Source organism: Gordonia sp. NPDC058843, assembly GCF_042743165.1.
Classification (GTDB): Bacteria; Actinomycetota; Actinomycetes; order Mycobacteriales; family Mycobacteriaceae; genus Gordonia.
This window is the reverse complement of sequence record NZ_JBHYNC010000063.1, coordinates 1-25,327: the sequence shown is the minus strand read 5'-3', so window position 1 is coordinate 25,327 and position 25,327 is coordinate 1. Positions and strand designations below refer to the sequence as shown.

Below are 25,327 nucleotides of genomic sequence, written 5' to 3'. Positions count from 1 at the left end.
GCCCGGCTCCATTCCGAACCCGGAAGCTAAGCCCTCCAGCGCCAATGGTACTGCACCCTAATCAGTGTGGGAGAGTAGGACACCGCCGAACACAACTTCAGAAAGGCCCCGTATTCGATGAATCTTTTTCGTCGAATGCGGGGTCTTTGTTGTGTGTCCGCCGTCCTGGCGTCATCGCCGGGCGGCGCTTCCGAGCAAGGTTCGAGGGCATAGATTGGCAGCTATGAGTGATCGTGATCGTCCGCGTCGCGAGGGACGCGGCCAACGGGACACACGTGGACAGCGAGACGGCGGTCGAGGCGGCCGCAACGAGCGTCCGGGGCGTGACCGAGGGTCTGATCGTGGTAGCCGGCAGCCCGGGCCGCCGCTGCCCGACGACGTTGCGGCATCGGACCTCGATCCCGAGGTGCGTCGTGACCTGTTGACGCTCGACAAGGCCAATGCCGAGATCGTCGCGCGACACTTGGTGATGGTGTCGCGCATCCTCCTCGACGATCCCGCGCAGGCGCTGGAGCATGCGCGCGCAGCCCGCGCCCGTGCGTCTCGAGTGGGGGTCGTGCGGGAGACCGTCGGCATCGCCGCGTACAACGCCGGCGAATGGCAGGAGTCGGCCACGGAACTGCGAGCCGCCAAGCGCATCACCGGCAATGCTGCCCTGCTGCCGCTCATCGCGGACTGCGAACGCGGGCTCGGACGCCCCGAACGTGCCGTCGAAATCGCACGAGGTGACGAGGGACGGACGCTGACGGGCGAGGACGCCACCGAGATGCGGATCGTCGAAGCGGGGGCGCGGATGGACCTCGGCGAGCCCGAGAAGGCCGTTGTGACCCTGCAGGCCGAGAACCTCACACCGGGGCAGCTCGGCACGGGTCCGGCTCGGCTGTTCTATGCGTACGCCTCCGCCCTCGAGGCGGCCGGTCGCCGGGACGACGCGATCACGTGGTTCATGAACGCCGCCGCTGCCGACGTCGACGACGTGACCGATGCCGAGTTCCGTCTCACCGAGTTGGCTGACGACGATCGATCGGATGCAGGCCTGCCGTCGAACGGCGCGGTTGCGGCCGTCGGCGCAGAGTCGCCGTCGGAGCCGGCTGCCGTCGGACAGGACGTCGAGTCTGTCCTGGAGGCAGATGTACCTGCCTCGGCGACTGACACCATCGCGTCCGAGAGCACGGTGATCGAGAGCACGACGTCGGTGAGCATGGAGTCCGTTCCGGGTACCGCCGACCTCTCGCAGACCTCGAACCCGGCCGAAACAGCCGCCTCTGCCGACGAAGGCCTCTCACTCCGCGGTGACGAGGCGCAGGGTCGGTCGGCCGATACGGTCGTCTCCGAGTCGACGGTCGTGGAAGGTGTACCGAATCCCTTGGTCGCCTTGGATGAATCGCCGTCGGATGAGCCCGCCGTTGATGAGCCCCAGATCGATGAGCCTGACGACACCGTCACCCTCGTCGACCGTCATGACGCACTTCTCCTCGATCTGGACGGCACCGTGTTCGCCGGCCACCAGGCGTTGCCGAACGCGCTCGAGGCGCTTGCGCGATTGGACATACCGCGGTTCTTCGTGACCAACAATGCGAGTAGGCGGCCCGCCGAGGTGGCCGCGCATCTGCGCGAGCTCGGTTTCGAGGCCAGCGACGACCTGGTGGTCACGAGTGCGCAGTCGGGAGCTCGACTGCTGTCCGAACATCTCGAGCCGGGATCGCGCGCCCTGGTGATCGGTACCGATGGGCTCGCGCAAGAGGTGCGCGAGGTCGGCGTCGGGGTGACACGCAGCGCCGACGATCGGCCGGCCGCGGTGATCCAGGGGCACTCGCCGGACACCGGTTGGGCGCAGCTGTCGGAGGCCGCGCTCGCCATCCGCGCCGGTGCGCTGTGGATCGCGACGAACATCGACGCCACCCTGCCGTCCGAGCGCGGCCTGCTGGTCGGGAACGGCTCGATGGTGGCCGCGCTGCGCAATGCGACGGGTAGAGAGCCCATCGTGGCGGGCAAGCCGGCCGCTCCGTTGATGGCCGATGCGATCGCGCGTGCCCGTGCCAGTGCGCCGCTGGTCGTCGGGGACCGGCTCGACACCGACATCGAAGGCGGACATGCCGTCGGAATCGAGAGCGCGCTGGTACTGACAGGTGTGAGTACCGTCGACGATCTGTTGGCGGCTCCGCCCGAGCAACGCCCGACATATGTCCTCGACGATCTCGCCGGCCTGTTCGTCGACATCGAGGCCGTACGGGTGACCGACCAACCGGGGTGGGACATCTCGGTCGAGGGGTCGACGGTGCGGGTCGCCGGCTCGGGAGCAGAGGCGGGGTTGGTGCCCGCTCTCGCCGCCGCCACCTGGGCCGCGGTCGACGCCGCAGCGGCCGATCCGGACGAGTTGCGGGTCGTCGCGGAGGGGACGGCGAGGACCAAGCTCGAATCCCTCGGTGTCACAGTCGTCGACTAGCGTGGTGCACGATGACTCACCCGACCGCCTCACCGGCTGACCCAGGACCGTCCCGGCCCACGCCGGGTGCGATGCCGCGTCGGCAATTCGACCCGGTTGCCGACGGTTTCGGCGCGGCTGAAGCGGGCGGCGAGTTGCCCGATGTGGAGGCCGAGGTCACCGCGGTGCTCGCGCAGGTCGACGAGATCCGTGAGTCGGTGGGCGACACGTTCTCCCTGGCAGCACTCGAACGTCAGGCGGGACTCCTCGAGCAGGCCCATGACTCGCTGACCGCGGCCCTCGACGCCGTCGACCGGCGATGACGTCGACGCGGAAGTGCATGCCGGCGGCGTCGCCGACCGGCGAGCGGTACTGATCATGGCCGCCAGAGCACGCCTCGATGCCGAACTCGTCCGCCGCGGTCTCGCCCGCTCGCGCGAGCAGGCGCGTGAACTCGTCGACGCCGGTTCGGTCCGGGTGAACGGAACCGTGGCGTCCAAGGCGGCCACGGGCGTCACCCGCGACACCCCCATCGTCGTCGACGAGGGGCCGCGAGACGACTGGGCGTCCCGCGGGGCGCACAAACTGCTCGGTGCCCTCGAGGCGTTCGAACCACAGGGCCTGACAGTCGAGGGACGCCGTTGCCTCGACGCCGGTGCATCGACCGGTGGATTCACCGATGTCCTGCTCCGGCGCGGCGCCCGTGAGGTCGTCGCCGCCGATGTCGGCTATGGGCAGCTGATCTGGCGGTTGCAGAACGACGATCGCGTGGTCGTCCATGATCGGACCAACGTCCGACATCTCGAGCCCGAGTCCATCGGGGGGCCGGTCGACGTCGTGGTCGCCGATCTGTCGTTCATCTCTCTGGCGCTGGTTCTCCCCGCGCTGGCTCGCTGCTGTGCGCCGGACGCCGACCTGCTGCCGATGGTCAAGCCGCAGTTCGAGGTCGGCAAGGACCGGGTGGGTTCGGGCGGTGTGGTCCGCGACCCGGCCCTGCGCGCCCAAGCGGTACTGGAGGTGGCCACCGAGGCCGCCGCTCACGGTCTCCGGACCCGGGGCGTGGTGGCGAGCCCGTTGCCCGGACCGTCGGGCAACGTCGAGTTCTTTCTCTGGCTGCACAACGAGCGCACCCACCGGACGGGCGAGGAGTCGGGGCGGAGCGATAGGGTCGACCGGTCGGACTCGACCGATCCGGATCGCCGCACCGAATCCCCGGACGAACTCCGAGCCATGATCGAGCAAGCGGTCGCCGCGGGTCCGCGCTGATCGCCCGGCTCGGTGGCGTGGCCGATCACCCGACCGCCTTCTTCCCAGACCGCACTTCGATGGAGGGAACCACCAGTGACCGACGATTCGGCGCCGGACCTCGCCGGTGCCCGCGAGTTCTTGGTGGTTGCCCACTCCGGACGCGAGAACGTCCTCGAGACCATCGAGGCGATCGCGCGCCACTGTGCTGCCGCAGACGTCGCCCTGCGGGTGGTCGACCACGACACCCTCGACCGTGACGCCACTGATCACGATGTGTTGTACCGGCACACCGAGGGCGAGTCGGCCGGCCCGCGCAACGTACCCGTCGATCCCGAGTATCTGCGGTCCCTCGGAGCCGTCGTCGAGGTCACCACGGCCGAGTCCGCGTCGGCCGAGGGCTGCGAGCTCGTCATCGTCCTGGGGGGCGACGGCACCTTCCTCCGGGCCGCAGAGCTGGCCTACCCCGCGGAGGTCCCCGTCCTCGGTATCAACCTCGGTCACATCGGATTCCTCGCCGAGGCCGAGGCGCATCGTGTGGACGAGGTCATGACCCAGCTGATCGCCCGGGACTACCGCATCGAACCGCGGATGACCCTCGACATCGCCATCGTGGACCCGGCCGACCCGGATCCGCCGACGGCGCGTAGCTGGGCGCTCAACGAGGTAGCGGTCCTGAACACGAGCAACAACGGCGTCCTCGAACTGGTGACCGAGGTCGACGGACGGCCGGTCTCGGCTTTCGGCGCCGACGGCGTGCTGGTGTCGACACCGACCGGGTCGACGGCCTACGCGTTCTCGGCCGGCGGGCCGGTGATGTGGCCCGATCTCGAGGCGATCCTCGTCGTGCCGAACAACGCACACGCGCTGTTCGCCCGGCCGATGGTCACGAGTCCGCGATCCCGGGTTGCGGTGGAAGTCGACAAGAACGGCCGGTCGGCATTGGCGCTGTGCGACGGCCGGCGTGCGCTCGAGGTACCGGCCGGGGCGCGGGTGGAGGTCGTACGCAGCGAGCGGTCGGTGCGGTGGATCCGGATCGACTCCGATCCGTTCGCCGACCGACTGGTCACCAAATTCGCTCTCCCGGTCACGGGTTGGCGAGGGAGGCAGGCGTAGGCGTGCTCGAAGAGATCTCGATCACCGGACTGGGTGTCATCGAGGAGGCGCGGGCGCGCTTCCATCCCGGGTTCACGGTCCTCACCGGCGAAACCGGGGCAGGAAAGACGATGATCGTCACCAGCCTGCACCTGTTGTCGGGCGCACGGGCTGACGCGACGCGCGTCCGCACCGGTAGTGCCAAGGCGACCGTCGAAGGCCGATTCCGGCTCGCGAAGAACGGTGGCGCGCAGCGCGATTCCGTCGTCGCCGACATCCTGGACTCCACCGGGGCAGAGCTCGATGACGACGACACCGTCATCGCGGTCCGATCGGTCAGCTCCGACGGGCGCTCCCGCGCACATCTGGGCGGACGGTCGGTTCCCGTCGGCGTCATGGGACAGCTCACCACCGCGGTCCTGGCCATCCACGGACAGAACGACCAATTGCGGCTCCTCCGACCCGAACACCAACGCGCCGCGCTCGACACCTTCGCCGGCGCCAAGGCCGCCTCGGTGCTGGAGTCGTACCGGAAGGCGCGGTCGGCCTGGGTCGAGATACTCGACGAGCTCGATGCCCGACGCGCCAACTATCGGGAGCTGGCGCAGGAGGCCGACCGGCTGAGGTTCGGCATCGACGAGATCGCCGCCGTCGATCCGGTGCCCGGGGAGGACGAGGAGCTGACCGCGACGATCCGTCGGCTCTCCGACCTGGAGTCCATCCGCGGAGCTGCCGAACATGCGCATCAAGTCGTCGCAGGCGATTCCGGGTCGTCGGTGATCGAGGGCCTCGGAACAGTGCGGACGCTGCTCGAGACCGTCGCCGACGACACATTGCGAGACCTCGTGCCGCGCGTCGCCGAGGCGCTCACCGTCATCACCGACGTCGGTGCCGAGCTGACTGCGTTCACCTCGGGTCTGCCCGCCGACGCCGAGGAACTCGACAAGCTGCTCGCCCGTCAGGCGGAGTTGAAGACTCTTGTCCGCAAGTACGCGCCCGACGTCGACGGCGTGATCGAGTGGCGCCGTAAAGCGGAGACCCGGTTGGCAGAGATCGAGGACCCACGGGCATCGATCGAGGAGCTCGAAGTCGCCGCGACAGCCGCCCGGGACAAGGTGCAGGCCGCGGCCGAGAAGCTTCACACCCTGCGCGCGAAGGCTGCGAAGTCGATGGCGGACAAGGTGTCTCGCGAGCTGAAGGGGCTCGCGATGGGTGACTCGACACTCGCGGTTGCGGTCAATCCGGATCCGGCCTCACCCGACGATCGGCTCGCCGTCAGCGTCGCGGGCACGTCGGCGCACGCCGGGGCTGACGGAGCGGACAAAGTCGAGTTCGCTCTCGTCGCCCATTCCGGCGCCACACCGCTGCCCATCGCGAAGTCGGCGTCGGGCGGCGAACTGTCGCGGGTGATGCTGGCACTCGAAGTGGTGCTCGCCGCACCCACCTCGGGATCGGTGATGGTGTTCGACGAGGTCGACGCCGGCGTCGGCGGACGAGCAGCGGTCGAGATCGGTAAGCGGTTGTCGAGGCTGGCCCGCGCGCATCAGGTCATCGTGGTGACCCACCTCCCGCAGGTGGCGGCCTTCGCCGACAACCATCTGGTCATCGGCAAGAGCAAGAAGGGGGCGCTGGTCACCAGCAGCGTGCGCACGCTCGATCGGGACGAGCGGGTCGCCGAGTTGGCCCGCATGCTCGCGGGTCTGGGGGAGTCCGACACCGGGCGCGCCCATGCGGAGGAGCTGCTGGCGATCGCCGAGGCGGAACGCGCCGCCGACTGACTCCGAGGGGTGAGACACATGGTGCGTGTGTGACAAAAGTTGCTCCTGTTACGGCGCGCCTCCCCGGCTGGGGCGTGCCTTCGGCTGATCATGGCCGTCATGAAGATGCCTGCACTGCTCGCGCGTAACACCGAAGAACTGCCTGGCGTGACCGGTATCGCCAGAATCGACAAGAACACGAAACGGCTGCTCAATCGCGTCGGGCCGGGAGACATCGCCATCCTCGACGAGGTCGATCTCGACCGCGTGACCGCCGACGCCCTCGTCGAGGCCAACGTGGTTGCCGTGGTCAACGCCTCGCGGTCGATCACCGGCCGCTACCCCAACCTCGGGCCCGAGGTTCTGGTGGCCTCCGGCATCGCGCTGCTCGACGACGTCGGTCCGGAGATCTTCAAGAGGGTCAAGGACGGCGCGAAGGTGCGCGTCCACAACGACCGGCTGTTCGTCGGCGAACGACGACTCGCCCTCGGCACCGAGCTCGACGAGCGCGACATCGCCGACATCATGATCGGTGCCAAGGCCGGTCTCGTCGACCATCTCGAGGCGTTCTCGGGCAACACGATCGAGTTCATCCGCAGCGAGTCGCCGCTCCTGATCGACGGAGTCGGTGTGCCGGACATCGACGTCGACGTCGCGGGTCGCCACGTCGTGATCGTGGGCGAAGGTTCCGACCGGGCTGCCGATCTGCGTTCCCTGAAGCCGTTCATCAAGGAATACCAACCTGTCATGGTGGGCGTCGGCGCAGGCGCGGACACCCTCATGAAGGCCGGCTACAAGCCGTCGATCGTCGTCGGCGACCCCGACACCATGAAGACCGCGACCCTGAAATCCGGTGCGCAGCTCGTGCTTCCGGCAGACACCGATGGACACGCCACCGGGCTCGAGCGGATTCAGGACCTCGGGATCGGGGCCACCACGTTCCCGGCCGCCGGTTCGGCCGGCGACCTCGCGCTGCTGCTCACCGACTACCACGGGGCCGATCTGATCGTCACCGTCGGCTATCCCGGGTCACTCGACGACTTCTTCGACCGGTCGCGCCGGGAGAGCAACCCGTCGATGTTCCTGACGCGGCTCAAGGTCGGCCAGAAACTGGTCGACGCCAAAGCCGTCGCCACGCTCTACCGCAGCCGGGTCTCGGGAGCGGCCATCGCGTGTGTCGTGCTCGCGGCGCTGGTGGCCGTGATCGCGGCCGTGCTGTTGTCGAACGCGGGCACCGACATCACCGACTGGATCGTCCTGCAGTGGAATGCGCTGCTCGACTGGGCACGAGAGGTTTGGAACAGGTAGCCGATGATCTCGCTACGACAGCACGCGATCTCACTGGTCGCGGTCTTCCTCGCGCTCGCTCTGGGACTGTTCCTGGGGTCGGGTTTCGTCGGTGACCGCGTCAACTCGATGACCGGCACGAGTCGCGACCGCATCGGCGACCTGGAGACCGAGCGTGACGATCTGAACGCAAAGCTCAACGCCTCCAACAGCTTCGATCTCGCCATCACGCCGCGACTGATCGCGAACAAGCTCAAGGGACAGTCGGTGCTGGTGGTGACCGCACCGAACGCCGCGGAGGCCGACGTCGACGCGGTGAAGGAGTCGATCTCGGGTGCCGGGGCACGATTCGGCGGACAGCTCGCGTTGACCGACGCTCTGCTCTCCGACGGCAAATCCGAGGAGTTGCGGACGATCGTCGATCAGACCATCCCGCCGGGCACGATGCTCCGCGCCGAGCTGACCGACTCCGGCGGCCGCGTCGGTGATCTGCTGGGCGCTCTCGTGCTCTCCAACGAGACGGCGCGCCCGGCGTCGTCCGGTGACCGTCGGACGGGTCTGGGGACCCTGCGCGACGGAGGGTTCATCGATTACGCGGACAACGCCATCACGCCGACCGATCTGGTCGTCGTGGTCACCGGCGACGAGTTCGGCCCGGACTCCGGTGCGCAGGGCGCGCTCGTCGGGCGGTTCGCCGCCGCGATGTCGGCGCGCGGGGTCGGCGGTGTACTCGTCGGCCGCACCGGTTCCGCCTCGGGCGGGTCGCCGATCGCCATCGTCCGCTCGGATCCGTCGCTGGCCAACGCGGTCTCGACCGTCGACAACGTCGACCAGCCGACTGGCCTCATCACGACCATCCTGGCCCTGGCCGCCGAGGTGGACGGGACGACGGGCTCATACGGCACCGGTGCCGGGGCGAGCGCGATCACCGTCGGCGTCGACGGACGACCGGCTGCCTGAGAAGGCGGTTGTCGCCTTCGCGTGAGGACCGCCACGCCTGTCGGCGGTGTGGCGGTGCGGCGTCCGGCGCCGGTGGTGTTACCCTGGAGTCCCGTAGGTAATCAGGGCATCGGCCCCGATTCGGCCGACGGGAGACACTTCTTTTGCGACCACTTCGCCATGTACACGACACCAAGCACATCTTTGTGACCGGTGGCGTCGCTTCTTCGCTGGGCAAGGGCCTGACGGCCTCCAGCCTGGGACAGCTTCTCACCTCGCGGGGCCTCCGGGTCACGATGCAGAAGCTCGATCCCTATCTGAACGTAGATCCGGGCACGATGAACCCCTTCCAGCACGGAGAGGTGTTCGTCACCGAGGACGGCGCCGAAACCGATCTCGACGTCGGACACTACGAACGATTCCTGGACCGGAATCTCTCACAGTCGGCGAATGTGACCACGGGACAGGTCTATTCGACGGTCATCGCCAAGGAGCGCCGCGGCGAGTATCTCGGCGAGACCGTTCAGGTCATCCCGCACATCACCGACGAACTCAAGTCGCGAGTGCTGGCGATGGCCGAGCCCGACGCCGATGGTGAGGTGCCCGACGTGGTCATCACCGAGATCGGCGGCACGGTGGGCGACATCGAGTCCCTGCCGTTCATCGAGGCCGCGCGACAGGTGCGCCACGACGTCGGTCGCGACAACGTTTTCTTCCTGCACGTCTCGCTCGTGCCGTACCTCGCACCGTCGGGTGAATTGAAGACCAAACCGACCCAGCACTCGGTCGCCGCGCTGCGCAACGTCGGTATCCAGCCCGACGCCCTCATCCTGCGCTGCGATCGCGACGTGCCCGAAGGGCTCAAGAAGAAGATCGCGCTCATGTGTGACGTCGAGCTCGACGGCGTGATCTCCACCCCCGATGCGCCGTCGATCTACGACATCCCGAAGGTGCTCCACAGCGAGCACCTCGACGCCTACGTGGTCCGCAAGCTCGGCCTGCCGTTCCGTGACGTCGACTGGACGGTGTGGGGCGAACTCCTGCGCCGCGTGCACGAGCCGCGCGAGACCGTCCGTGTCGCGCTGGTCGGCAAATATGTCGACCTGCCCGACGCCTACCTGTCGGTGACCGAGGCCATCCGCGCCGGCGGCTTCGCCTGGAAGGCGCGCACCGAGATCAAGTGGGTGCCGTCGGACGAATGCGCCACTCCCGCAGGCGCGCAGGCTGCGCTCGGCGACGTCGACGCGATCCTGATCCCCGGCGGCTTCGGCATCCGCGGGATCGAGGGCAAGGTCGGGGCCATCTCCTATGCACGTCGACGCGGTATCCCGCTGCTCGGTCTGTGTCTCGGACTGCAGTGTGTGGTCATCGAAGCGGCTCGGACGGTCGGGCTCGACGAGGCGAGTTCGACCGAGTTCGATCCCGACACGCCGCATCCGGTGATCTCGACCATGGCCGATCAGGCCGACGCCGTGGCCGGCGATGCCGACCTCGGTGGCACCATGCGCCTGGGTGCCTACGATGCCGTGCTGAAGGCCGGGTCCGTCGTCGCCGAGGCATACGGAACGCGTGAGGTGTCCGAGCGTCACCGCCACCGGTTCGAGGTCAACAACGCCTACCGCGACAAGATCGCCGACTCGGGGCTCGTGTTCTCGGGTACCTCGCCAGACGGGCACCTCGTCGAATTCGTCGAGTACCCCAAGTCGGTTCATCCGTATCTTGTTGCCACTCAAGCCCATCCGGAGCTCAAGAGCCGTCCGACCCGTCCGCATCCGCTGTTCCGTTCGTTCATCGAGGCCGCGCTGAAGTACAAGGCGGCCGAACGTCTCCCCGTCGACCTGGGCGACGACTACGAGTCGAACGACGCCCCCGCGGATGCGGTGGCCGCCGTCAACGCGGTCACGGTGGAACCGGTGGCCGGACTCGGCGAGGCAACGCTCGACGACTCCGCAGGCAAGGTCTGACCCGTCGTGGGCCACGACTTCGAGGTCAAGGACAGCCGCACCGTCTACGACGGCGCGATCATCACCCTGCGGGTCGACGACGTCGAGATGCCGGGGGGACGCGTCGCCGAGCGCGAGGTCGTCGAGCATTTCGGGGCCGTCGCCATCCTGGCGCGCGACGACGCCGGGCGGGTGGCGATGGTGCGCCAGTATCGCCACCCGATCGGCCGCCGCCTGCTCGAGCTGCCCGCAGGGTTGTTGGATCAGCCCGACGAGGAACCCCTCGCTGCGGCGCAGCGCGAGCTGGCCGAGGAAGCCGATCTCGCCGCCGACTCGTGGCACGTCCTCGTCGACCTCGCGCTGTCACCCGGCTTCACCGACGAGGCGCTGCGGCTGTATCTCGCCGAGGGGTTGCACCATCTCGACGCGGCCGAGCGGGTCGACGAGGAAGCCGACATGTCGGTCGAATGGGTGCCACTCGACGACGCCGTCGCACAGGTGTTCGCGGGGGAGATCGTCAACGCGACGAGCGTCGCCGGGATCCTGGCCGCGGCCGCCGCCCACGGATCGACGCCCGGCCTGCGCGGTGTGGACGCCGCGTGGCCGGACGAACCGACCGCGCTACGGAACCGGCGAGCCGACGACCGGGGCCGCCGGTCGTGACCCTGGCCGCCGACATCTCGCGCTACCTCGATCACCTGACGGTGGAGCGGGGTGCGGCGGTCAACACGGTGTCGTCGTACCGGCGCGACCTCGAGCGGTACCGGCGATATCTCGACCGGCGGGGGATCTCCTCGCTCGACGCGGTGACCGAGGAAGACATCCGCGAGTTCCTGGTGGAGTTGCGTCGAGGTGACACCGACGCGGGGTTCGCGCCGCTCGCCGACAGCTCGATCGCGCGAACTCTTGTTGCCACCAGGCGTTTTCACAAGTTCGCGGTGGACGAAGGGATCGTGGCGACCGACGTCGCACACGATGTCCGGCCGCCTCGCGCCGCACGGCGCCTACCGAAGTCCCTGCCCGTCGACGAGGTCCTCGCGATCCTCGACGCAGCCGGGGTCGAGGACCACCCGCGCGGGCTGCGGGACCGCGCGCTGTTGGAGTTCCTCTACAGCTGCGGTGCGCGGATCTCCGAGGCCACCTCGCTCGACATCGACGACCTGGATCTCGACGACATGCGAGCGGTCCGCTTGCGGGGCAAGGGCGGCAAAGAACGTCTCGTGCCGCTCGGTGGACCCGCCGTCGACGCGCTCGAGGCCTACCTCGTCCGCGGGCGACCCGCGCTGGTGTCGCGGGCGACACCAGCTCTGTTCCTGAATGCGCGCGGTGGGCGGTTGTCACGGCAGAGTGCCTGGCAGGTACTCGTCACCGCAGCAGAACGCGCCGGCCTCGACAAGTCGGTCTCGCCCCACACACTCCGGCACAGTTTCGCGACGCACCTCCTCGACGGCGGCGCCGATGTCCGCGTGGTCCAGGAATTGCTGGGACACGCGTCGGTCACGACCACGCAGGTGTACACGCTCGTGACGGTGAACACGATGCGCGAGGTCTATGCCGTCGCCCATCCGCGGGCGCGCTGACCGTCGGCTCACCTCGGGCGCGCCGACGCCGGGATGACCGGGCCGATGTCCTAGGCTGATACGAGGTTCAGCAGCCGGCGGGCAGACGGCCGGCAGCAGGCACCGCGACAACGGCGACACAGACGAGCGGCTGAGAACAGCGAAGGGAGCGGCGGACACGTGACCACTCCGAGCGCACCGCGTTCTGGCGCCCGTCCGGGAGATCAGTACAGCATCCAGGTGTCGCCCGGAAACGACACCGAAGAAGCCGAGCACGATGTCGACGAGATCGGTCCCACCGGACGCCCCTACCGTGACGTGCCCGAGCCGACTCCGCTCGACCGCCACGGACCTGCCACGGTGATCGCGGTCTGCAACCAGAAGGGCGGCGTCGGCAAGACCACGTCGACCATCAATCTCGGTGCGGCGCTTGCCGAATATGGTCGTCGGGTGTTGCTCGTCGACCTCGACCCGCAGGGTGCGTTGTCCGCGGGACTCGGTGTGCCGCACCACGAGCTGGACCAGACCGTCTACAACCTGCTGGTACCGCCGCAGGTGGCGACCGACGAGGTCCTGATGCGCACCCGCGTCGACGGTCTCGATCTGCTGCCCAGCAACATCGACCTGTCTGCCGCGGAGATCCAACTGGTCACCGAGGTGGGCCGCGAACAGTCGCTCGGCCGCGCTCTGCATCCGGTGCTCGATCGCTACGACGTCGTTCTCATCGACTGTCAGCCGTCGCTGGGTCTGCTCACCGTCAACGCTCTGGCCTGCTCCGACACCGTGCTCATCCCGATGGAGTGCGAGTACTTCAGCCTCCGCGGACTGGCGCTGCTCACCGACACGATCAACAAGGTGCGCGATCGGCTCAACCCACGCCTCGACCTCGGCGGCATCCTGGTGACCATGTTCGACGCCCGCACCCTGCATTCGCGCGAGGTGATGGCGCGCGTCGTCGAGGTGTTCGGCGAAGCCGTGTACGACACCGTGATCGCCCGCACGGTCCGCTTCCCGGAGACCAGTGTCGCCGGGGAACCGATCACCTCCTGGGCGCCGCGGTCGGCCGGCGCAAAGGCGTACCGGGCGCTCGCGCGCGAGGTCATCGCCCGTAACGTCAAAGGCGCATGACGCTCGGCACGGACCAGGCGACACCCGAACCCGCCGTTCCCGACACCACGGCGCGGGACCATGCTGCGCCCCATCTTTCTGGGCCCGATCCTTCTGCGTCCGATCTTTCTGGGCCCGATCTTTCTGGGCCCGATCTTTCTGGGCCCGATCTTTCTGCGCCCGATCCTTCTGGGCCCGAGCCGACCCCACCGATGGGGGAGACGTCACCCGAGGTCGCCGAGGAGTCCGGCTTCCGGGTGAAACTGCGCAACTTCGAGGGTCCATTCGACCTGTTGCTGAACCTGATCTCGCAGCATCGCCTCGACGTGACCGAGGTCGCCTTGCACGTGGTGACCGACGACTTCATCGCCTACACGCGCGAACTCGGTCCGGAGATGGGGCTCGACCAGACGACCGAGTTCCTCGTCGTCGCCGCGACGTTGCTCGATCTCAAAGCGGCTCGCCTGCTGCCGTCCGGTGAGGTCGACGACCCCGAGGACCTCGCACTTCTCGAGGCGCGGGACCTGTTGTTCGCCCGACTGCTGCAATACCGCGCCTACAAGCAGGTGGCCGCGCTGTTCGGCGAGCTCGAGGCCGCCGCCCTGCAGCGCTACCCCCGGGCGGTGTCGCTGGAGAAGCGATTCGAGGATCTGCTGCCGGAGGTGACCCTCGGCGTCGACGCCGACGGCTTCGCGCAGGTTGCCGCGGCCGGGCTGACCCCGCGTCCGGTGCCGACCGTCGGACTCGACCACCTGCACGACGTGCAGAAGGTGTCGGTGCCCGGCCAGGCGCGTCGGATGGCATCGCTGCTCAGTGCCGAACCCGGCCGATGGCTGACCTTCCGCGAACTGACCGCGGACTGCGAGAACGGGCTGGAGATCGTCGGCAGCTTCCTCGGACTGCTCGAGCTGTTCCGCGAACGGGCCGTCACCTTCGAGCAACCGGTGGCGCTCGGCGATCTCGCGGTCATGTGGACGGGCGAACGTGGTGCCGACGAGCTGCACATCGACAAAGCAGAGGACTACGGATGACAGACCAGGCACCCGACGTCGATGAGCTCGACCCGACCAGGGCACCCGAAGGGGCAGATCCGGGACCGGTCGAACCCGAGCAGACCGCGCTCCACGGAGAAGGGGAGCACCTCGACGACGACCGGCTGCGCGCCGCCCTGGAGGCGGTACTACTCGTCGTCGACACCCCGGTCACCACCGAGGAGCTCGCGCACGCCGTCGACCAGGACCGGACGCGTGTCCGTGAGACGCTCAATGCGATGTCGTCGCAGCTGACGGCGTCGGGCAGCGGCATCGACCTCCGATTCGCCGGCGACGGCTGGCGCTTCTACACCCGAGCGGACTACGCCCCGTACGTCGAGCGGCTGCTGCTCGACGGTGCACGGTCGAAGCTCACCCGTGCGGCTCTGGAAACCCTGGCGGTCATCGCCTACCGGCAGCCGGTCACCCGGGCACGGGTCAGTGCCATCCGCGGCGTCAACGTCGACGGCGTGATCCGGACCCTCGTCGCACGCGGGCTGATCAGCGAGGTCGGCAGCGAAGCGACCACGAACGCGACGACCTATGCCACCACCGAGCTGTTCCTGGAGCGCCTCGGGCTGGCGTCCCTGTCGGAACTTCCCGATCTGGCACCGCTGCTGCCCGACGTCGACCTCATCGACGACCTCGACGAGGAGCTGCTGGCGGATCCCCGATTCGCCAAACTGTCCTCTCAACCGTCAGACTCGAAGGAACTGATCATCGACGGTGGCACCACCACCGACTCACAGGACTGAGAGAACATGGCATCCGCTGGCCGAGATGGCTCACCGGGAAAACGCCGTAAGGGCGCGCCCGCACAACAGCCGCGAACCAAGAAGACCCATCGCAAGGGGTCGTCGAAGCCGAACGCCGAAGTGGGCAAGGTCCGGCTGAACAACGCGCGACCGGCGCGCCACCAGACGCCCGCCACTCCGGACCAGGGCGCCGGCGCAAACTACGTCGAGGACGGTGTCCGGTTGCAGAAGGTGCTCGCTCAGGCGGGTGTCGCGTCGCGACGCGGCGCCGAAGAGCTGATCGCGGCCGGTCGTGTCGAGGTGGACGGCGAGATCGTCACCGAGCAGGGCCTGCGCATCGATCCGGATACCGCGATCATCCGCGTCGACGGTGCCCGCGTGATCATGGACGAGACCCGGCAGTACCTGGCGTTCAACAAGCCCAAGGGCTGGCAGTCGACGATGTCCGACGATCAGGGCCGCCCCTGCGTCGGCGACGTGGTCGCCGAGCGCGTCATGGCGGGGCAGCGTCTGTTCCACGTCGGCCGCCTCGACGCCGACACCGAGGGGCTGCTGCTGCTGACCAACGACGGTGAACTCGCGCACCGGTTGATGCATCCGTCCTTCGAGGTGCCCAAGACCTACCTCGCGACCCTCAAGGGCGAGGTGCCGCGCGGCATCGCGCGGCGGATGCGGGAGGGTGTCGAACTCGACGACGGCCCGGTGACGGTCGACAGGTTCACCGTGATCGAGGTCCACGAGGGGCAGTCGCTGGTGCGGATCACCCTGCACGAAGGCCGCAATCGCGTGGTTCGGCGGATGATGGACGAGGTCGGCTACCCGGTCGTCAAACTGGTTCGCACACATGTCGGTTCGGTGGCGCTGGGCGAACAGCGTCCGGGCAGCCTGCGTGTCCTGGGCAGCGACGAGGTCGGTGGCCTGTACAAAGCGGTCGGTCTGTGAGCGACGGGGTGTCCTCGTCCGCCGGTGAAACCACGCATGTCGTTGCCATCGACGGACCGGCCGGAACGGGCAAATCGTCGGTGTCGAAGCTTCTCGCGGCGAGAGTCGGGGCCAGCTACCTCGACACCGGTGCGATGTACCGCGCGGTGACCCTCGCTGTCCTCGATGCGGGTGTCGCGCTGGATGATCCGGCCGGGATCGCCCGAGTGATCGCCGGCGTCGACATCGAGCTGGTCCCGGACGGGGACGGCGCCAAGGTCTTCCTCGACGGCCGTGACGTCTCCGGCCCGATTCGGACCGACCACGTCACGAGCGCCGTGTCGGCCGTGTCGGCGGTGTCCGAGGTGCGTACGAAACTGGTTGCGCTGCAACAGCAGAATGCGCAGGGCCGGTTCGTGGTCGTGGAGGGTCGCGACATCGGCACCGTGGTGTTCCCCGAAGCCGACGTCAAGATCTTCCTCACCGCGACGCCCGAGGCCCGCGCCGAACGGCGACACAAGCAGAACCTGGCCGGTGGGCGCGACAGCGACTACGACGCGGTGCTGGCGAGTGTGAACCGGCGCGATCATCTCGACTCGACGCGCAAGGTCTCGCCGCTGCGCGCGGCCGACGACGCGACCGTCGTCGACACCAGTGACAAGACTCTCGACGAGGTGCTAGAGGAACTGAGCACTCTCGTGGAGACCCGGATCGGAGCTGTGGAACGGTGAGCGACAACTACTCGGACGACCTAACGGCGCTACCCGGCGACGGCACGTGGTCGGACGAATCCGATTGGCAACTGACCGATGTCGGGGGCGCCGACGACGCGTCCGGCGTCGAGCACATGCCGGTGGTGGCGATCGTCGGACGGCCCAACGTCGGCAAGTCGACACTCGTCAACCGCATCCTGGGCCGTCGGGAAGCCGTGGTCGAGGACATCCCCGGTGTGACCCGTGACCGCGTCTCGTATGCGGCCTCGTGGTCGGGACGCCGCTTCACCGTCGTCGACACCGGCGGTTGGGAACCCGACGCCAAGGGGCTGCAACAGGCCGTGGCCGCCCAGGCCGAATTGGCCATGCGCACCGCGGACGCCATCGTCGTCGTGGTCGACGCCACGGTCGGCGCGACCACGACCGACGAGGCCGTCGCACGGGTGTTGCGGCGCTCGAAGACCCCGGTCATCCTGTGCGCCAACAAGGTCGACAGTGAGCGGCTCGAGGCCGAGACCGCCTCGCTCTGGTCGCTGGGGCTCGGCGAGCCGCATCCGGTGTCGGCCGCGCACGGTCGCGGTGCCGGCGACCTGCTCGACGTCATCCTGGACAAGCTGCCCGAAACCCCGCGTGAGGCACCGACTCTCGGCGGTCCGCGTCGTGTCGCGTTGGTGGGCAAGCCGAATGTGGGCAAGAGTTCGCTGCTGAACAAGCTGTCCGGCAGCGAGCGGTCGGTGGTCGACAACGTCGCCGGGACGACCGTCGACCCGGTCGACGAACTCGTCGAGCTCGGCGGCAAGACCTGGAATTTCGTCGACACCGCCGGCCTGCGTCGCAAGGTGCGGACCGCGAGCGGACACGAGTACTACGCATCGCTGCGAACGCGGTCGGCGCTCGACGCCGCTGAGGTGGCGATCCTGCTGATCGACGCGTCGGAACCGATCACCGAGCAGGACCTGCGGGTGCTGTCGCTGATCATCGAGAGCGGCCGCGCGCTCGTGATCGCCTTCAACAAGTGGGATCTCGTCGACGAGGATCGTCGATACCAGCTGGACAAGGAGATCGACCGCGAACTGGCACGCGTGCCGTGGGCGCGTCGGGTGAACATCTCGGCCTCGACCGGCCGGGCCGTCCAGAAGCTGGTGCCCGCACTGGAAGCCGCGCTCGACTCGTGGGACAAGCGCATCTCGACCGGACCGTTGAACAGCTGGCTCAAGGACGTCATCGCCGCCAACCCGCCGCCGCTGCGCGGTGGCCGGCAGCCGCGCGTCATGTTCGCGACGCAGGCCTCGGTCCGGCCGCCGACCTTCGTGCTGTTCACCACCGGCTTCCTCGAGGCGGGGTACCGCCGATTCCTCGAGCGGCGCCTGCGCGAGGAGTTCAACTTCGACGGATCGCCGGTCCGGGTCAACGTTCGCGTCCGCGACAAGCGGGAGCAACGCCGCAAGCGCTGACACCCTGCCGGCAGGTGGATGTGTCGTGCGTCTGTGGTCCGCGACACCCGCTGTGAGATACTGCGTCTCGTGCTCATCCTGGCAATCATCGTTTTCGGCATGGTCATCGGTGCCCTCGCGCAGATCCTCCTCGGCGGCAAGAACCTTCGAACAGTCGACTGGGGTCTCGCCCTGGTGGCCGGACTCGTCGGCTCGTTCGTCGGTGGACTGCTCATCAGCCTGCTCTCCGGGGACGGACTCCACCTCCGTCCCAGCGGCATCATCGGCTCCCTCGTGGGTGCCGTCCTGGTGACCGCCGGGTGGATCTGGTTCAAGAAGCGTTCCACGGTCTAGCCCCGGCAGTCGAAGTCGCGAATCGTTGCGCCGATCGCAACGTTTCGCGACACCTGTCGCCGCGCACCGAAACGCCGCCTGACCAGGCGATTGGTTCGGGACCGTGCTCGTCGGCTAGGCTTTACATCGCTCCGCTTCTCCAGGGAGCAACGGGCTGTGGCGCAGTTTGGTAGCGCACTTGACTGGGGGTCAAGTGGTCGCAGGTTCAAATCCTGTCAGCCCGACGCAATGACCAGCGCTTATGTGCTGGTCATTCGTGTTTGTGCAATAGTCGTGCAATTGCGGGCCGTCGTCTTTGGGAGGTCACAGTAGTGGCCGGAGACTGGTGCCCTCGGCGCGGTCCGTGTGGAGATCCTGGGCCGGGTTGACTACATGACGCCCGAGCAGATGGCCATGATCGACGAGATCCCGGCCTACTTCCGCTCAGAGAAGCTTGAGACCGAGGCTGTGTACTTCCGAGAGCCCGGAGGAATGGGCTTCGGTCTTGAAACGGTTGCCGTGTTCCTCCTGGGAAGCATTGCTTTGGGGGTTACTTACGATGTGATCAAGGCGGCGGCCACCGCAGCGATCGACTGGGCGCGTGATCGTGTGCGCCGTCACCAACAGGATCTTCGCGCGGATGATTCTGGGTCGTCAGGGCGCGATTCGGATGATTCTGCCGACCCGCCAGTTCGGGTGACGATTTACGGTCCGAATGGTGCGATGCTTCGAGCGATTGAAGTCTCGCGTAGTGGTGTGGACGATCCTTTTGGCCAGCATTTCGACACCGACAGACGATAAGGGGACTCGAACCCCTGACCCCACCTATATCTACTCCTCGTCTGGGTAGGCGCTGGGGTCCCGCAGATCACGGGTAGCAGAAATTCGCGCAGACCCTTGTAGGGGCGGCCGTCCGTGACGTCTGTATCCCCAAAGCGTGGAACCAACGTGCGGTCTCCGTCCACTGACCCGTCAGCGATCAGGTAGACGTACCCGTCGTCCTCCCGGTACTCGGCGTCTACACATTGACGCACAGCATCCATTAACCAGTTGAGATGCCGAGTTGCTTCGTAGACCAGCTCATCCACGAGACGCCTGGCGTCCTTGTAATCTTGGAGAAGGCGGCTATAAAGCTCTGGGTTCCATTCGTCAATTCTGTACCAGCGGGGATACCTGAGCCTCCCGGCGCTCTCACCATAATTAATGGGCTCTGCGTCGAGCATGAATCGGTCTAGCAAGTCGGTCAGAACACGTGCGAGTCCGACCAGTGAGTCACGCACGGTTTCGTTACCCGGCGGCCAAGGCCGGACCTGAATCCAGTGGCACAAGTCCCGAAGCTGGCTGACCAGTGCCTCCGAGAGAATAGGTTCAACCTCGTAGGCCAGGGACCCGATAGTCCGGTCCCATCGTCCGAGATCGATCTGCGCGCCGAACTGATCCACAATCTTCGCCCAGCGCAGTTCGATGGCGAGCCGCTCACGGTCTAGCCCCAGTGACTCTTGCACCCACGTCTCTTGGTCGGTCTTCATTTGACTCAGAGACGCGGCCGGGTAGTCCTCTTCCACGGAGTCGATCAGCGTGTGATGGGTCGGGCACATGAGAATCAGGTTCTCGTAGCTGTCGCGATCCCCTTCAAAAGGTTCCTTGCCCCGGGGACCGTCTTCACTCCGGGCCACGATATGCGCTTCTTCACCCAGAATTACCGACGACCCCGTGAGGTCAGACGTGTGGGCGAGCTCGGTCCTACACGATGGATATGCGCACCGACTTCCGGATCTACCCCACAACAGTTTTCGCGCCGTCACAGTGATCGTCATGGGGCCTGATGTTACGAGCAGCAATGTCGATCGGGCGCACCTGGTTCAACGATTCACTGGCAAGATTTCCAGGTCCGTCGTCACTCTGTAATTCGCCCGGTTGTCGCGTTCCCGGCCCATGTCGTTCGGCCCGTCTGGCTTTACCACCACGGTGAAACCGGACTCACGCGCCTGTCCGTCGGACTTGTGGCTAAGGATTTGTTGGGCAGAGGTGACGCGAACCTCTCCACTCTCCGGAAAGATCGACACGGTGATGTCGGTCCCGTCGATTGCGAGCTGAACGCGTTTGCGGTGCTGTCCCATGGGGAGATCCTGCCACCCCATCGGGCGCAAGCGACCCCGACGCCTAGAGGTAGGCGTCGGGGACATGACGCGTTACGCCGCAGCCGTCGCCACTCGATAGATGGCCGAGGGCCAATAAACGGACAGTCCGAATCGGCCTTCCACGCGGGCCTGGAGTTGGTTGCGCTGGAACAGTTCGCCGGACTCGGCCGACCACTCGATATCGATTCGTCGGCCGACGATGTCAATCGACACCGCGGTCGGGTCCAGGACCAGGCCCGTCTTGACGGGCAGGGCCGTGGAGAGGACTACGCGCAGTCCCCGAACCTTACGTTCGGTCAGGTCGATGGGCACGCCGCGGAAGGCAAGGCGTCGGCCGAGGTGACGGTGAGTTCGATCTCCTCCCAGATTTCCGGGCGCAGAACGGCGACTGTGGGCGCGTATCCCGCGGCTTCAGCCTCGGTCAGGGCCTTTCGGATCGACACGATGGCCGAGGTCTCGGACGTCTGGACCTGGATTCCCGAGGTGGTGAGGATTCCGGTCAGGTTCTCGCCGGTTCCGTCACCGGACAGGGCCTGGGTCTCCGCTGCCTTGTTCAGGCCGTAGACGAGTTCGTCGGCCACGAACCGCTGGAGACCCGGCGGTCGCTCTGCGGCCGGGTAGGAATTCTCGGCGCCTAGACGGTCAACGGCACCGCGACATCGGCGCCGCCCTCTTCGGTGATCCGGGCGCCCATCTGCGTGTATGTGGGCGCTGGGATGAACCCGCCGGCGAAGAGTGCCTCGCCCTGACGGAATCCCGGTGACTCCGCCAGCAGATGTTCGGGCACAAACCCGAAAGTGTCGGCGAGTTCGGCGAGATCTCGCGGCGCGTTCATCCGCATCAGGCACAGGTTGTCGCATTGGGACAGGACATTGGGGTGGATCTTGGTCGGTCGTTGCGTCGACAGCAGCAGCCAGAGGCCGAATTTGCGTCCCTCGGCGGCGATCTGCACGACGCGATCGATCAGTGCCTGTTCGACTGCACTCGTGGCCAGCGGCGGACAGATGTTGTGGGCCTCGTCGATCACGATGAGTACGGGGCGTCGCTCGTCCCGCCGTGCCCACAGGTGTTCGAGCACACTGAGGGCGGCCACCTTCGGTTCCGCCGGATGGGCGAACCCGCCCAGGTCGAGCACGGTCGCCTGGGGCCGGTCGTCGACGATGTCGGTGGCGGCAATGTCGCCGCGCGCCCAGAGCGCCCAGTCGAGGACCTGGAGATTCTCGATCCGCTTGGCGAGCCGCTGGTGTCCGGGATCATTGGACCTGCGGAGAGCGTCGAGGTAGGTGGTTTGGTCCGACGTCTCGGTGAGTGTGGCGTCGGCGTGCAGCAGGACGTTGTACTCGTCGGCGTCGGCGATCGGATCCAATTGCAGGACCGCGGCCTTCGCGGCCAGGGGGAGGGAGAGGAATCGCGTCCGCAATTGCGGTCCGTCCCGTCGGGTGGAATGCAGCACCCGGATGTCGGCGGCCGCGATCGCCTCGGCGGTGGCGGGGTCGGTGGTGCCTCGTGTCTCCGGCAATCGAGTGAAATCCGCGTTCGGATCGAGGATCAGCAACGGCAGACGGGTGCGCAGCAACAACTGCTCGAGCACCACCCCGAGCGCGTACGTCTTGCCGGATCCGCTCTGGCCGCACCAGAAGGTGTGGCGGTTGAACTTCTCCGCGGCGAGGAGGACGTCGGTCGTCGCGTTGTCGCGATTGCTTCCCACTGTCAGGTGAACCACGTCCGTACCTTACTGGCACGGACGGCATCCCATCGGACTTACGAGCTGGTCAACTCCGTGCGTAGTACGAAAGCCCGGTCGCCCGTGGCGGGGTCTCGTACCGGGAATCCGTGCCGGGCATAGAAGCGGTGAGCGTCGACATCGGGCTCGTCGACCTCGATCTCGAACTCGCCCGCTCCGCGTCGTGTCGCCTCGGCGACGGCGGCGGTGAGCACCGCGCTGCCCAGACCGCGCCCCCGCTCCGCAGGCACCGTGTACATCTCGTCGAGCAAGGCGATGCCGCCGTCGAGCCAGACGTTGGTCCTGATGGTGACCAGCCCCATCGACGAGATCGGAGCGCCGACCACGATGGCGAAAGTGCCTGGGCCGGTGAGTAACTGGTTCAGGCGTAGAGCCAGCACCGTCGGACCGGGAGACGGTTCGTCGTACTCGCGATTGAACGCGTCCAGCAGTTCGGCTATTGCTTCTGCGTCTGCCGGCGTCGCCAACCGGGCGGAGTCGTGGAGGTCCACGGTCCCACCTTAACGACGATGACCGTCCCCGTCCGACGGGTCGGTATGAGGCAGGAGATCACGAGGGCGCGTGCCGCAGGTGCCCGTAGAGGGCGGCGCGATACCCGCGGGTGTAGCTGGGTTCCTCGTCGTCGGGGTGGGGTGGGCAGGCGAGTGTCGACGACGCGAGTTGTCGCGCCCACGGGGCCGGAAGGGCACCGAGGTCGGCTACGGCATCGAGGAAGCCCTGCTGGAACAGGTCTGGGTCGAGGTGTTCGTCGAGTTCGGCGTCGTAGATCGGGAACGACGTGGGTAGCCGCGTGACGACGCCGTGCTCGGTGACGATGTCGAGTTCGGGCAGGTCGGAATCGGGATTTTTCAACGGACCGAACGCCTTTCGGCCAACGTGCGGTACAGGGTGGCACGACTGACCCCCAGTTCTTGCGCGATCTTCGGTACGGAGACCCCTCGCGCCCGCATCTGCTCGGCGCGCGCGACCTGCTCGGCGTCGAGCGCCCGCGGGCGACCGATGGCCGACGCCGATCCGCGAAGCGTCCTCGGGGTCGAGCGGTCGGTGGGCGCCGTGGTGTCGTCGAGTTCGGCCAGGGACGCCAAGACCGAGACGATCATCGCTCCGGCCGGGTCGGCGGTGTCGATCCCCTCCCGCAGCGAACGCAATCCGATACGGCGCCCGGTCATCTGATTGGCGATGTCCATGACCTCGCGCACGGTGCGGCCGAGGCGATCGATCCCGACGACGACCGTGGTGTCTCCCGCACGCGCGTAGTCGAGGAGCGCCGACATCCCGGGTCGGTGGCCGGTGGGAGTGGAGCGGTCGGTCGCGTCGGTGTAGATGCGACCGGGATCTACACCGGCGTCGGTGAGCGCATCGATCTGTGGCGCGAGCGCGTGGGCACCGGGGGTGTCACGGGCGTAGCCGAGGGCCATCCCCGACGACTCTGTTGCTTCGGCTGTCACCGTGGCAGCGTATCTCAAAAGTATTGAAACAGGAGCCACGCCACGCGATGGTAGTTTCGAGACGAACGAGGATGCAACGTTGTTCCTTCTCGAAAGTCGCAAAAAAGTCTCGTAAACGTCCGAGAAGGGTGGGTCACGGGCGGTCGGGATTCACTGTCAGGGGCTGCCCGCGAGACGGAGGGCCGATGGCATCGCGTCGTCTCTTCGCGCTGTTTCGCCCACTCTCCCGCGAGCGACTCGCACTGGCGCTACCGTCGCTCCATCCGTAGTCGGAGGTGGAGGCTCGCTGATGTCACTCGCATACCCGGACGCCCACTCCTCGGGACCGCGCCTCGTCGAGACGCCGTCCGGGCCGGCGGAGTACGTCGACGTCGGGACCGGTCCGCCGCTGGTGTTCCTGCACGGGTCACCGGGCGGCTGCGACCAGGGCGTCCTCATGACTGGCTTCCTCGCCGGCGGGCACCGCGTCATCGCGATCTCACGGCCGGGTTACCTGGGCACACCCCTCGGACCCGACACCCGCTCACCGACGGCGCAGGCGGAGCTGATCGCGGCTGTCCTGGACGCCCTGGGGATCGGGCGTTTCGCGCTGATGTGCTGGTCTGGCGGCGGACCCGCCGCCTACTCGCTCGCCGCTGCGGTACCCGACCGCGTCGTGTCGATGGTCGCGGTCGCCGCGGTCAGCACTCGTTTCGACCCGCGGAGCAGCTTGCGCGGACGACTCGAACTGTCCGAGGAGAAGCTGCTGTTCAGCCGCTTCGGTCAGTGGCTGGCGACGACGCTCGCCGCCAAGGCGCCGTCGACAGCGATCTCGACGATCCTGTCCGGGGAAGGCGACCTGTCGCGCGCACAGATCCGGGCACTCACCGCGGACATCGTCGCCGACGACGAGCAACGCGCGTTCGCGATCGATCTGTTCGACACGGTCTCGGGTGCCCGAAAAGCCGGCTTCGACAATGACTTCGACCAATTCCGCGACCTCGACCTACCGCTCGCGGCGATCACCGCACCGGTCCTGGCAATCCACGCGCGAACCGACGCCGACGTGCCGTTCGGGCAGAGTGTCCACGCCGTGGACCAGGTGACTGGTGCTCGCCTCGAGGCGATCGACGAAGGGACGCACTTGTCGATGTGGCTCGGATCCGACGCGGCGCGACTGCAGTCGTTGGTCGACAAACATCTGAGAGCGGCGTCACCGTCGTAGCGCGCTCGAGGTGCGGCCCCGAGGCATGGTGGGCGTCGAAAGGACTCCGCTCTCTGAGGAGCGAGCTTGCGAGCGTCGGTCTGTGCTCTCTGAGGAGCGAGCTTGCGAGCGTCGGTCCATGCTCCCTGAGGTGCGAGCTTGCGACGTCGGTCCATGCTCCCTGAGGTGCGAGCGAAGCGAGCCACGAAGGGTCTCGCAACGTGTCTCACCGAGCCCTTCGTGGCTCGTCGCTTGCGCTCCTCACACC

The 25,327-nt window shown here is 67.4% G+C and carries 27 protein-coding genes and 1 tRNA gene; 20 read left to right on the top strand and 8 right to left on the bottom strand.

Features of this window, described 5'->3' with window-relative positions; genetic code table 11:
- Window positions 1-223: 223 nt before the first annotated feature.
- The 19 genes from ACFW3F_RS24265 to ACFW3F_RS24175 all read left to right on the top strand — a co-directional run bounded on the left by ACFW3F_RS24265 (window position 224) and on the right by ACFW3F_RS24175 (window position 19,344).
- Window positions 224-2,446 carry an HAD-IIA family hydrolase gene (locus tag ACFW3F_RS24265; protein ID WP_388062057.1) on the top strand — a complete coding sequence of 741 codons (2,223 nt, stop codon included), beginning with the start codon at window positions 224-226 and terminating at the stop codon, window positions 2,444-2,446.
- 11 nt (window positions 2,447-2,457) lie between these two features.
- The gene (locus tag ACFW3F_RS24260; RefSeq protein ID WP_388062055.1) at window positions 2,458-2,748 is read left to right on the top strand and encodes a hypothetical protein; all 291 of its coding nucleotides are present in this window, start codon (window positions 2,458-2,460) and stop codon (window positions 2,746-2,748) included.
- 55 nt (window positions 2,749-2,803) lie between these two features.
- On the top strand, window positions 2,804-3,691 hold the full coding sequence (locus tag ACFW3F_RS24255) for a TlyA family RNA methyltransferase (protein WP_388062053.1): 888 nt from the start codon (window positions 2,804-2,806) through the stop codon (window positions 3,689-3,691).
- 75 nt (window positions 3,692-3,766) lie between these two features.
- Window positions 3,767-4,786 (top strand): NAD kinase, encoded by a 1,020-nt coding sequence (locus ACFW3F_RS24250; RefSeq protein WP_388062051.1) that lies wholly within the window; start codon window positions 3,767-3,769, stop codon window positions 4,784-4,786.
- 2 nt (window positions 4,787-4,788) lie between these two features.
- Window positions 4,789-6,543 carry a DNA repair protein RecN gene (recN, locus tag ACFW3F_RS24245; RefSeq protein ID WP_388062049.1) on the top strand — a complete coding sequence of 585 codons (1,755 nt, stop codon included), beginning with the start codon at window positions 4,789-4,791 and terminating at the stop codon, window positions 6,541-6,543.
- A gap of 99 nt (window positions 6,544-6,642) precedes the next feature.
- A complete protein-coding gene (gene steA, locus ACFW3F_RS24240) occupies window positions 6,643-7,830 on the top strand; it encodes a putative cytokinetic ring protein SteA (RefSeq protein ID WP_388062046.1) in 1,188 nt (395 codons plus the stop codon).
- A gap of 3 nt (window positions 7,831-7,833) precedes the next feature.
- A complete protein-coding gene (locus ACFW3F_RS24235; RefSeq protein WP_388062044.1) occupies window positions 7,834-8,769 on the top strand; it encodes a copper transporter in 936 nt (311 codons plus the stop codon).
- Window positions 8,770-8,912: 143 nt separating this feature from the next.
- Window positions 8,913-10,712, top strand: coding sequence for a CTP synthase (locus ACFW3F_RS24230; protein ID WP_388062042.1), 1,800 nt, complete (start codon window positions 8,913-8,915; stop codon window positions 10,710-10,712).
- Window positions 10,713-10,718: 6 nt separating this feature from the next.
- Window positions 10,719-11,354, top strand: a complete 636-nt coding sequence (locus ACFW3F_RS24225) for an NUDIX domain-containing protein (protein WP_388062040.1) — start codon at window positions 10,719-10,721, stop codon at window positions 11,352-11,354.
- Window positions 11,351-12,271: a site-specific tyrosine recombinase XerD gene (gene xerD, locus ACFW3F_RS24220; RefSeq protein ID WP_388062061.1), complete on the top strand. Its 921-nt coding sequence runs from the start codon at window positions 11,351-11,353 to the stop codon at window positions 12,269-12,271. Before ACFW3F_RS24225 ends, xerD begins: the two co-directional genes overlap by 4 nt.
- Window positions 12,272-12,430: 159 nt before the next feature.
- Window positions 12,431-13,378, top strand: coding sequence for a ParA family protein (locus tag ACFW3F_RS24215; RefSeq protein WP_388062038.1), 948 nt, complete (start codon window positions 12,431-12,433; stop codon window positions 13,376-13,378).
- 191 nt (window positions 13,379-13,569) lie between these two features.
- Window positions 13,570-14,388 carry a segregation and condensation protein A gene (locus ACFW3F_RS24210; protein ID WP_388062036.1) on the top strand — a complete coding sequence of 273 codons (819 nt, stop codon included), beginning with the start codon at window positions 13,570-13,572 and terminating at the stop codon, window positions 14,386-14,388.
- Complete coding sequence (gene scpB, locus ACFW3F_RS24205) at window positions 14,385-15,143, top strand: SMC-Scp complex subunit ScpB (protein ID WP_388062034.1); 759 nt, start codon at window positions 14,385-14,387, stop codon at window positions 15,141-15,143. The genes ACFW3F_RS24210 and scpB overlap by 4 nt, the downstream gene beginning before the upstream one ends.
- A gap of 6 nt (window positions 15,144-15,149) precedes the next feature.
- The gene (locus ACFW3F_RS24200; protein ID WP_388062032.1) at window positions 15,150-16,085 is read left to right on the top strand and encodes a pseudouridine synthase; all 936 of its coding nucleotides are present in this window, start codon (window positions 15,150-15,152) and stop codon (window positions 16,083-16,085) included.
- Window positions 16,082-16,795 (top strand): (d)CMP kinase, encoded by a 714-nt coding sequence (gene cmk / locus ACFW3F_RS24195; protein WP_388062030.1) that lies wholly within the window; start codon window positions 16,082-16,084, stop codon window positions 16,793-16,795. The genes ACFW3F_RS24200 and cmk overlap by 4 nt, the downstream gene beginning before the upstream one ends.
- Window positions 16,792-18,231 (top strand): ribosome biogenesis GTPase Der, encoded by a 1,440-nt coding sequence (gene der, locus ACFW3F_RS24190; RefSeq protein WP_388062028.1) that lies wholly within the window; start codon window positions 16,792-16,794, stop codon window positions 18,229-18,231. The genes cmk and der overlap by 4 nt, the downstream gene beginning before the upstream one ends.
- A gap of 69 nt (window positions 18,232-18,300) precedes the next feature.
- Window positions 18,301-18,564, top strand: a complete 264-nt coding sequence (locus tag ACFW3F_RS24185) for a GlsB/YeaQ/YmgE family stress response membrane protein (RefSeq protein ID WP_388062026.1) — start codon at window positions 18,301-18,303, stop codon at window positions 18,562-18,564.
- Window positions 18,565-18,714: 150 nt separating this feature from the next.
- A tRNA-Pro gene (locus tag ACFW3F_RS24180) sits at window positions 18,715-18,788 on the top strand.
- A 148-nt stretch (window positions 18,789-18,936) separates the two neighbouring features.
- Complete coding sequence (locus tag ACFW3F_RS24175; protein WP_388062024.1) at window positions 18,937-19,344, top strand: hypothetical protein; 408 nt, start codon at window positions 18,937-18,939, stop codon at window positions 19,342-19,344.
- Here ACFW3F_RS24175 and ACFW3F_RS24170 read toward each other — a convergent pair.
- The 8 genes from ACFW3F_RS24170 to ACFW3F_RS24135 form a co-directional block, all read right to left on the bottom strand.
- Window positions 19,248-20,360 (bottom strand): HNH endonuclease signature motif containing protein, encoded by a 1,113-nt coding sequence (locus ACFW3F_RS24170; RefSeq protein WP_388062022.1) that lies wholly within the window; start codon window positions 20,358-20,360, stop codon window positions 19,248-19,250. The two genes, ACFW3F_RS24175 and ACFW3F_RS24170, sit on opposite strands and share 97 nt — an antisense overlap.
- Window positions 20,361-20,405: 45 nt before the next feature.
- Window positions 20,406-20,663: a hypothetical protein gene (locus ACFW3F_RS24165; protein ID WP_388062020.1), complete on the bottom strand. Its 258-nt coding sequence runs from the start codon at window positions 20,661-20,663 to the stop codon at window positions 20,406-20,408.
- Between the two features lie 72 nt (window positions 20,664-20,735).
- Entirely contained in the window at window positions 20,736-20,996 is a 261-nt protein-coding gene (locus ACFW3F_RS24160; RefSeq protein WP_388062018.1) for a hypothetical protein, read from the bottom strand.
- Window positions 20,981-21,265, bottom strand: a complete 285-nt coding sequence (locus ACFW3F_RS24155; RefSeq protein WP_388062016.1) for a phage major capsid protein — start codon at window positions 21,263-21,265, stop codon at window positions 20,981-20,983. The genes ACFW3F_RS24160 and ACFW3F_RS24155 overlap by 16 nt, the downstream gene beginning before the upstream one ends.
- 53 nt (window positions 21,266-21,318) lie before the next feature.
- On the bottom strand, window positions 21,319-22,407 hold the full coding sequence (locus ACFW3F_RS24150) for an ATP-binding protein (protein WP_388062014.1): 1,089 nt from the start codon (window positions 22,405-22,407) through the stop codon (window positions 21,319-21,321).
- Between the two features lie 38 nt (window positions 22,408-22,445).
- The gene (locus tag ACFW3F_RS24145; protein WP_388062012.1) at window positions 22,446-22,919 is read right to left on the bottom strand and encodes a GNAT family N-acetyltransferase; all 474 of its coding nucleotides are present in this window, start codon (window positions 22,917-22,919) and stop codon (window positions 22,446-22,448) included.
- Between the two features lie 58 nt (window positions 22,920-22,977).
- Entirely contained in the window at window positions 22,978-23,280 is a 303-nt protein-coding gene (locus ACFW3F_RS24140) for a hypothetical protein (RefSeq protein ID WP_388062010.1), read from the bottom strand.
- Window positions 23,277-23,846 carry a recombinase family protein gene (locus tag ACFW3F_RS24135; RefSeq protein WP_388062059.1) on the bottom strand — a complete coding sequence of 190 codons (570 nt, stop codon included), beginning with the start codon at window positions 23,844-23,846 and terminating at the stop codon, window positions 23,277-23,279. Before ACFW3F_RS24135 ends, ACFW3F_RS24140 begins: the two co-directional genes overlap by 4 nt.
- Before the next feature lie 319 nt (window positions 23,847-24,165).
- Between ACFW3F_RS24135 and ACFW3F_RS24130 the strand changes: the two genes are divergently transcribed.
- Complete coding sequence (locus ACFW3F_RS24130) at window positions 24,166-25,080, top strand: alpha/beta fold hydrolase (RefSeq protein WP_388062008.1); 915 nt, start codon at window positions 24,166-24,168, stop codon at window positions 25,078-25,080.
- Window positions 25,081-25,327: the final 247 nt, after the last annotated feature.

Coding starts and splice junctions, on each gene's coding strand:
- scpB (WP_388062034.1), top strand. CDS start 14,385: ATGACAGACCAGGCACCCGACGTCGATGAGCTCGACCCGACCAGGGCA.
- ACFW3F_RS24200 (WP_388062032.1), top strand. CDS start 15,150: ATGGCATCCGCTGGCCGAGATGGCTCACCGGGAAAACGCCGTAAGGGC.
- ACFW3F_RS24165 (WP_388062020.1), bottom strand. CDS start 20,663: ATGGGACAGCACCGCAAACGCGTTCAGCTCGCAATCGACGGGACCGAC.
- ACFW3F_RS24210 (WP_388062036.1), top strand. CDS start 13,570: ATGGGGGAGACGTCACCCGAGGTCGCCGAGGAGTCCGGCTTCCGGGTG.
- ACFW3F_RS24130 (WP_388062008.1), top strand. CDS start 24,166: ATGTCACTCGCATACCCGGACGCCCACTCCTCGGGACCGCGCCTCGTC.
- ACFW3F_RS24265 (WP_388062057.1), top strand. CDS start 224: ATGAGTGATCGTGATCGTCCGCGTCGCGAGGGACGCGGCCAACGGGAC.
- steA (WP_388062046.1), top strand. CDS start 6,643: ATGAAGATGCCTGCACTGCTCGCGCGTAACACCGAAGAACTGCCTGGC.
- ACFW3F_RS24260 (WP_388062055.1), top strand. CDS start 2,458: ATGACTCACCCGACCGCCTCACCGGCTGACCCAGGACCGTCCCGGCCC.
- ACFW3F_RS24255 (WP_388062053.1), top strand. CDS start 2,804: ATGGCCGCCAGAGCACGCCTCGATGCCGAACTCGTCCGCCGCGGTCTC.
- ACFW3F_RS24175 (WP_388062024.1), top strand. CDS start 18,937: ATGACGCCCGAGCAGATGGCCATGATCGACGAGATCCCGGCCTACTTC.
- ACFW3F_RS24135 (WP_388062059.1), bottom strand. CDS start 23,846: ATGGCCCTCGGCTACGCCCGTGACACCCCCGGTGCCCACGCGCTCGCG.
- ACFW3F_RS24170 (WP_388062022.1), bottom strand. CDS start 20,360: ATGACGATCACTGTGACGGCGCGAAAACTGTTGTGGGGTAGATCCGGA.
- ACFW3F_RS24235 (WP_388062044.1), top strand. CDS start 7,834: ATGATCTCGCTACGACAGCACGCGATCTCACTGGTCGCGGTCTTCCTC.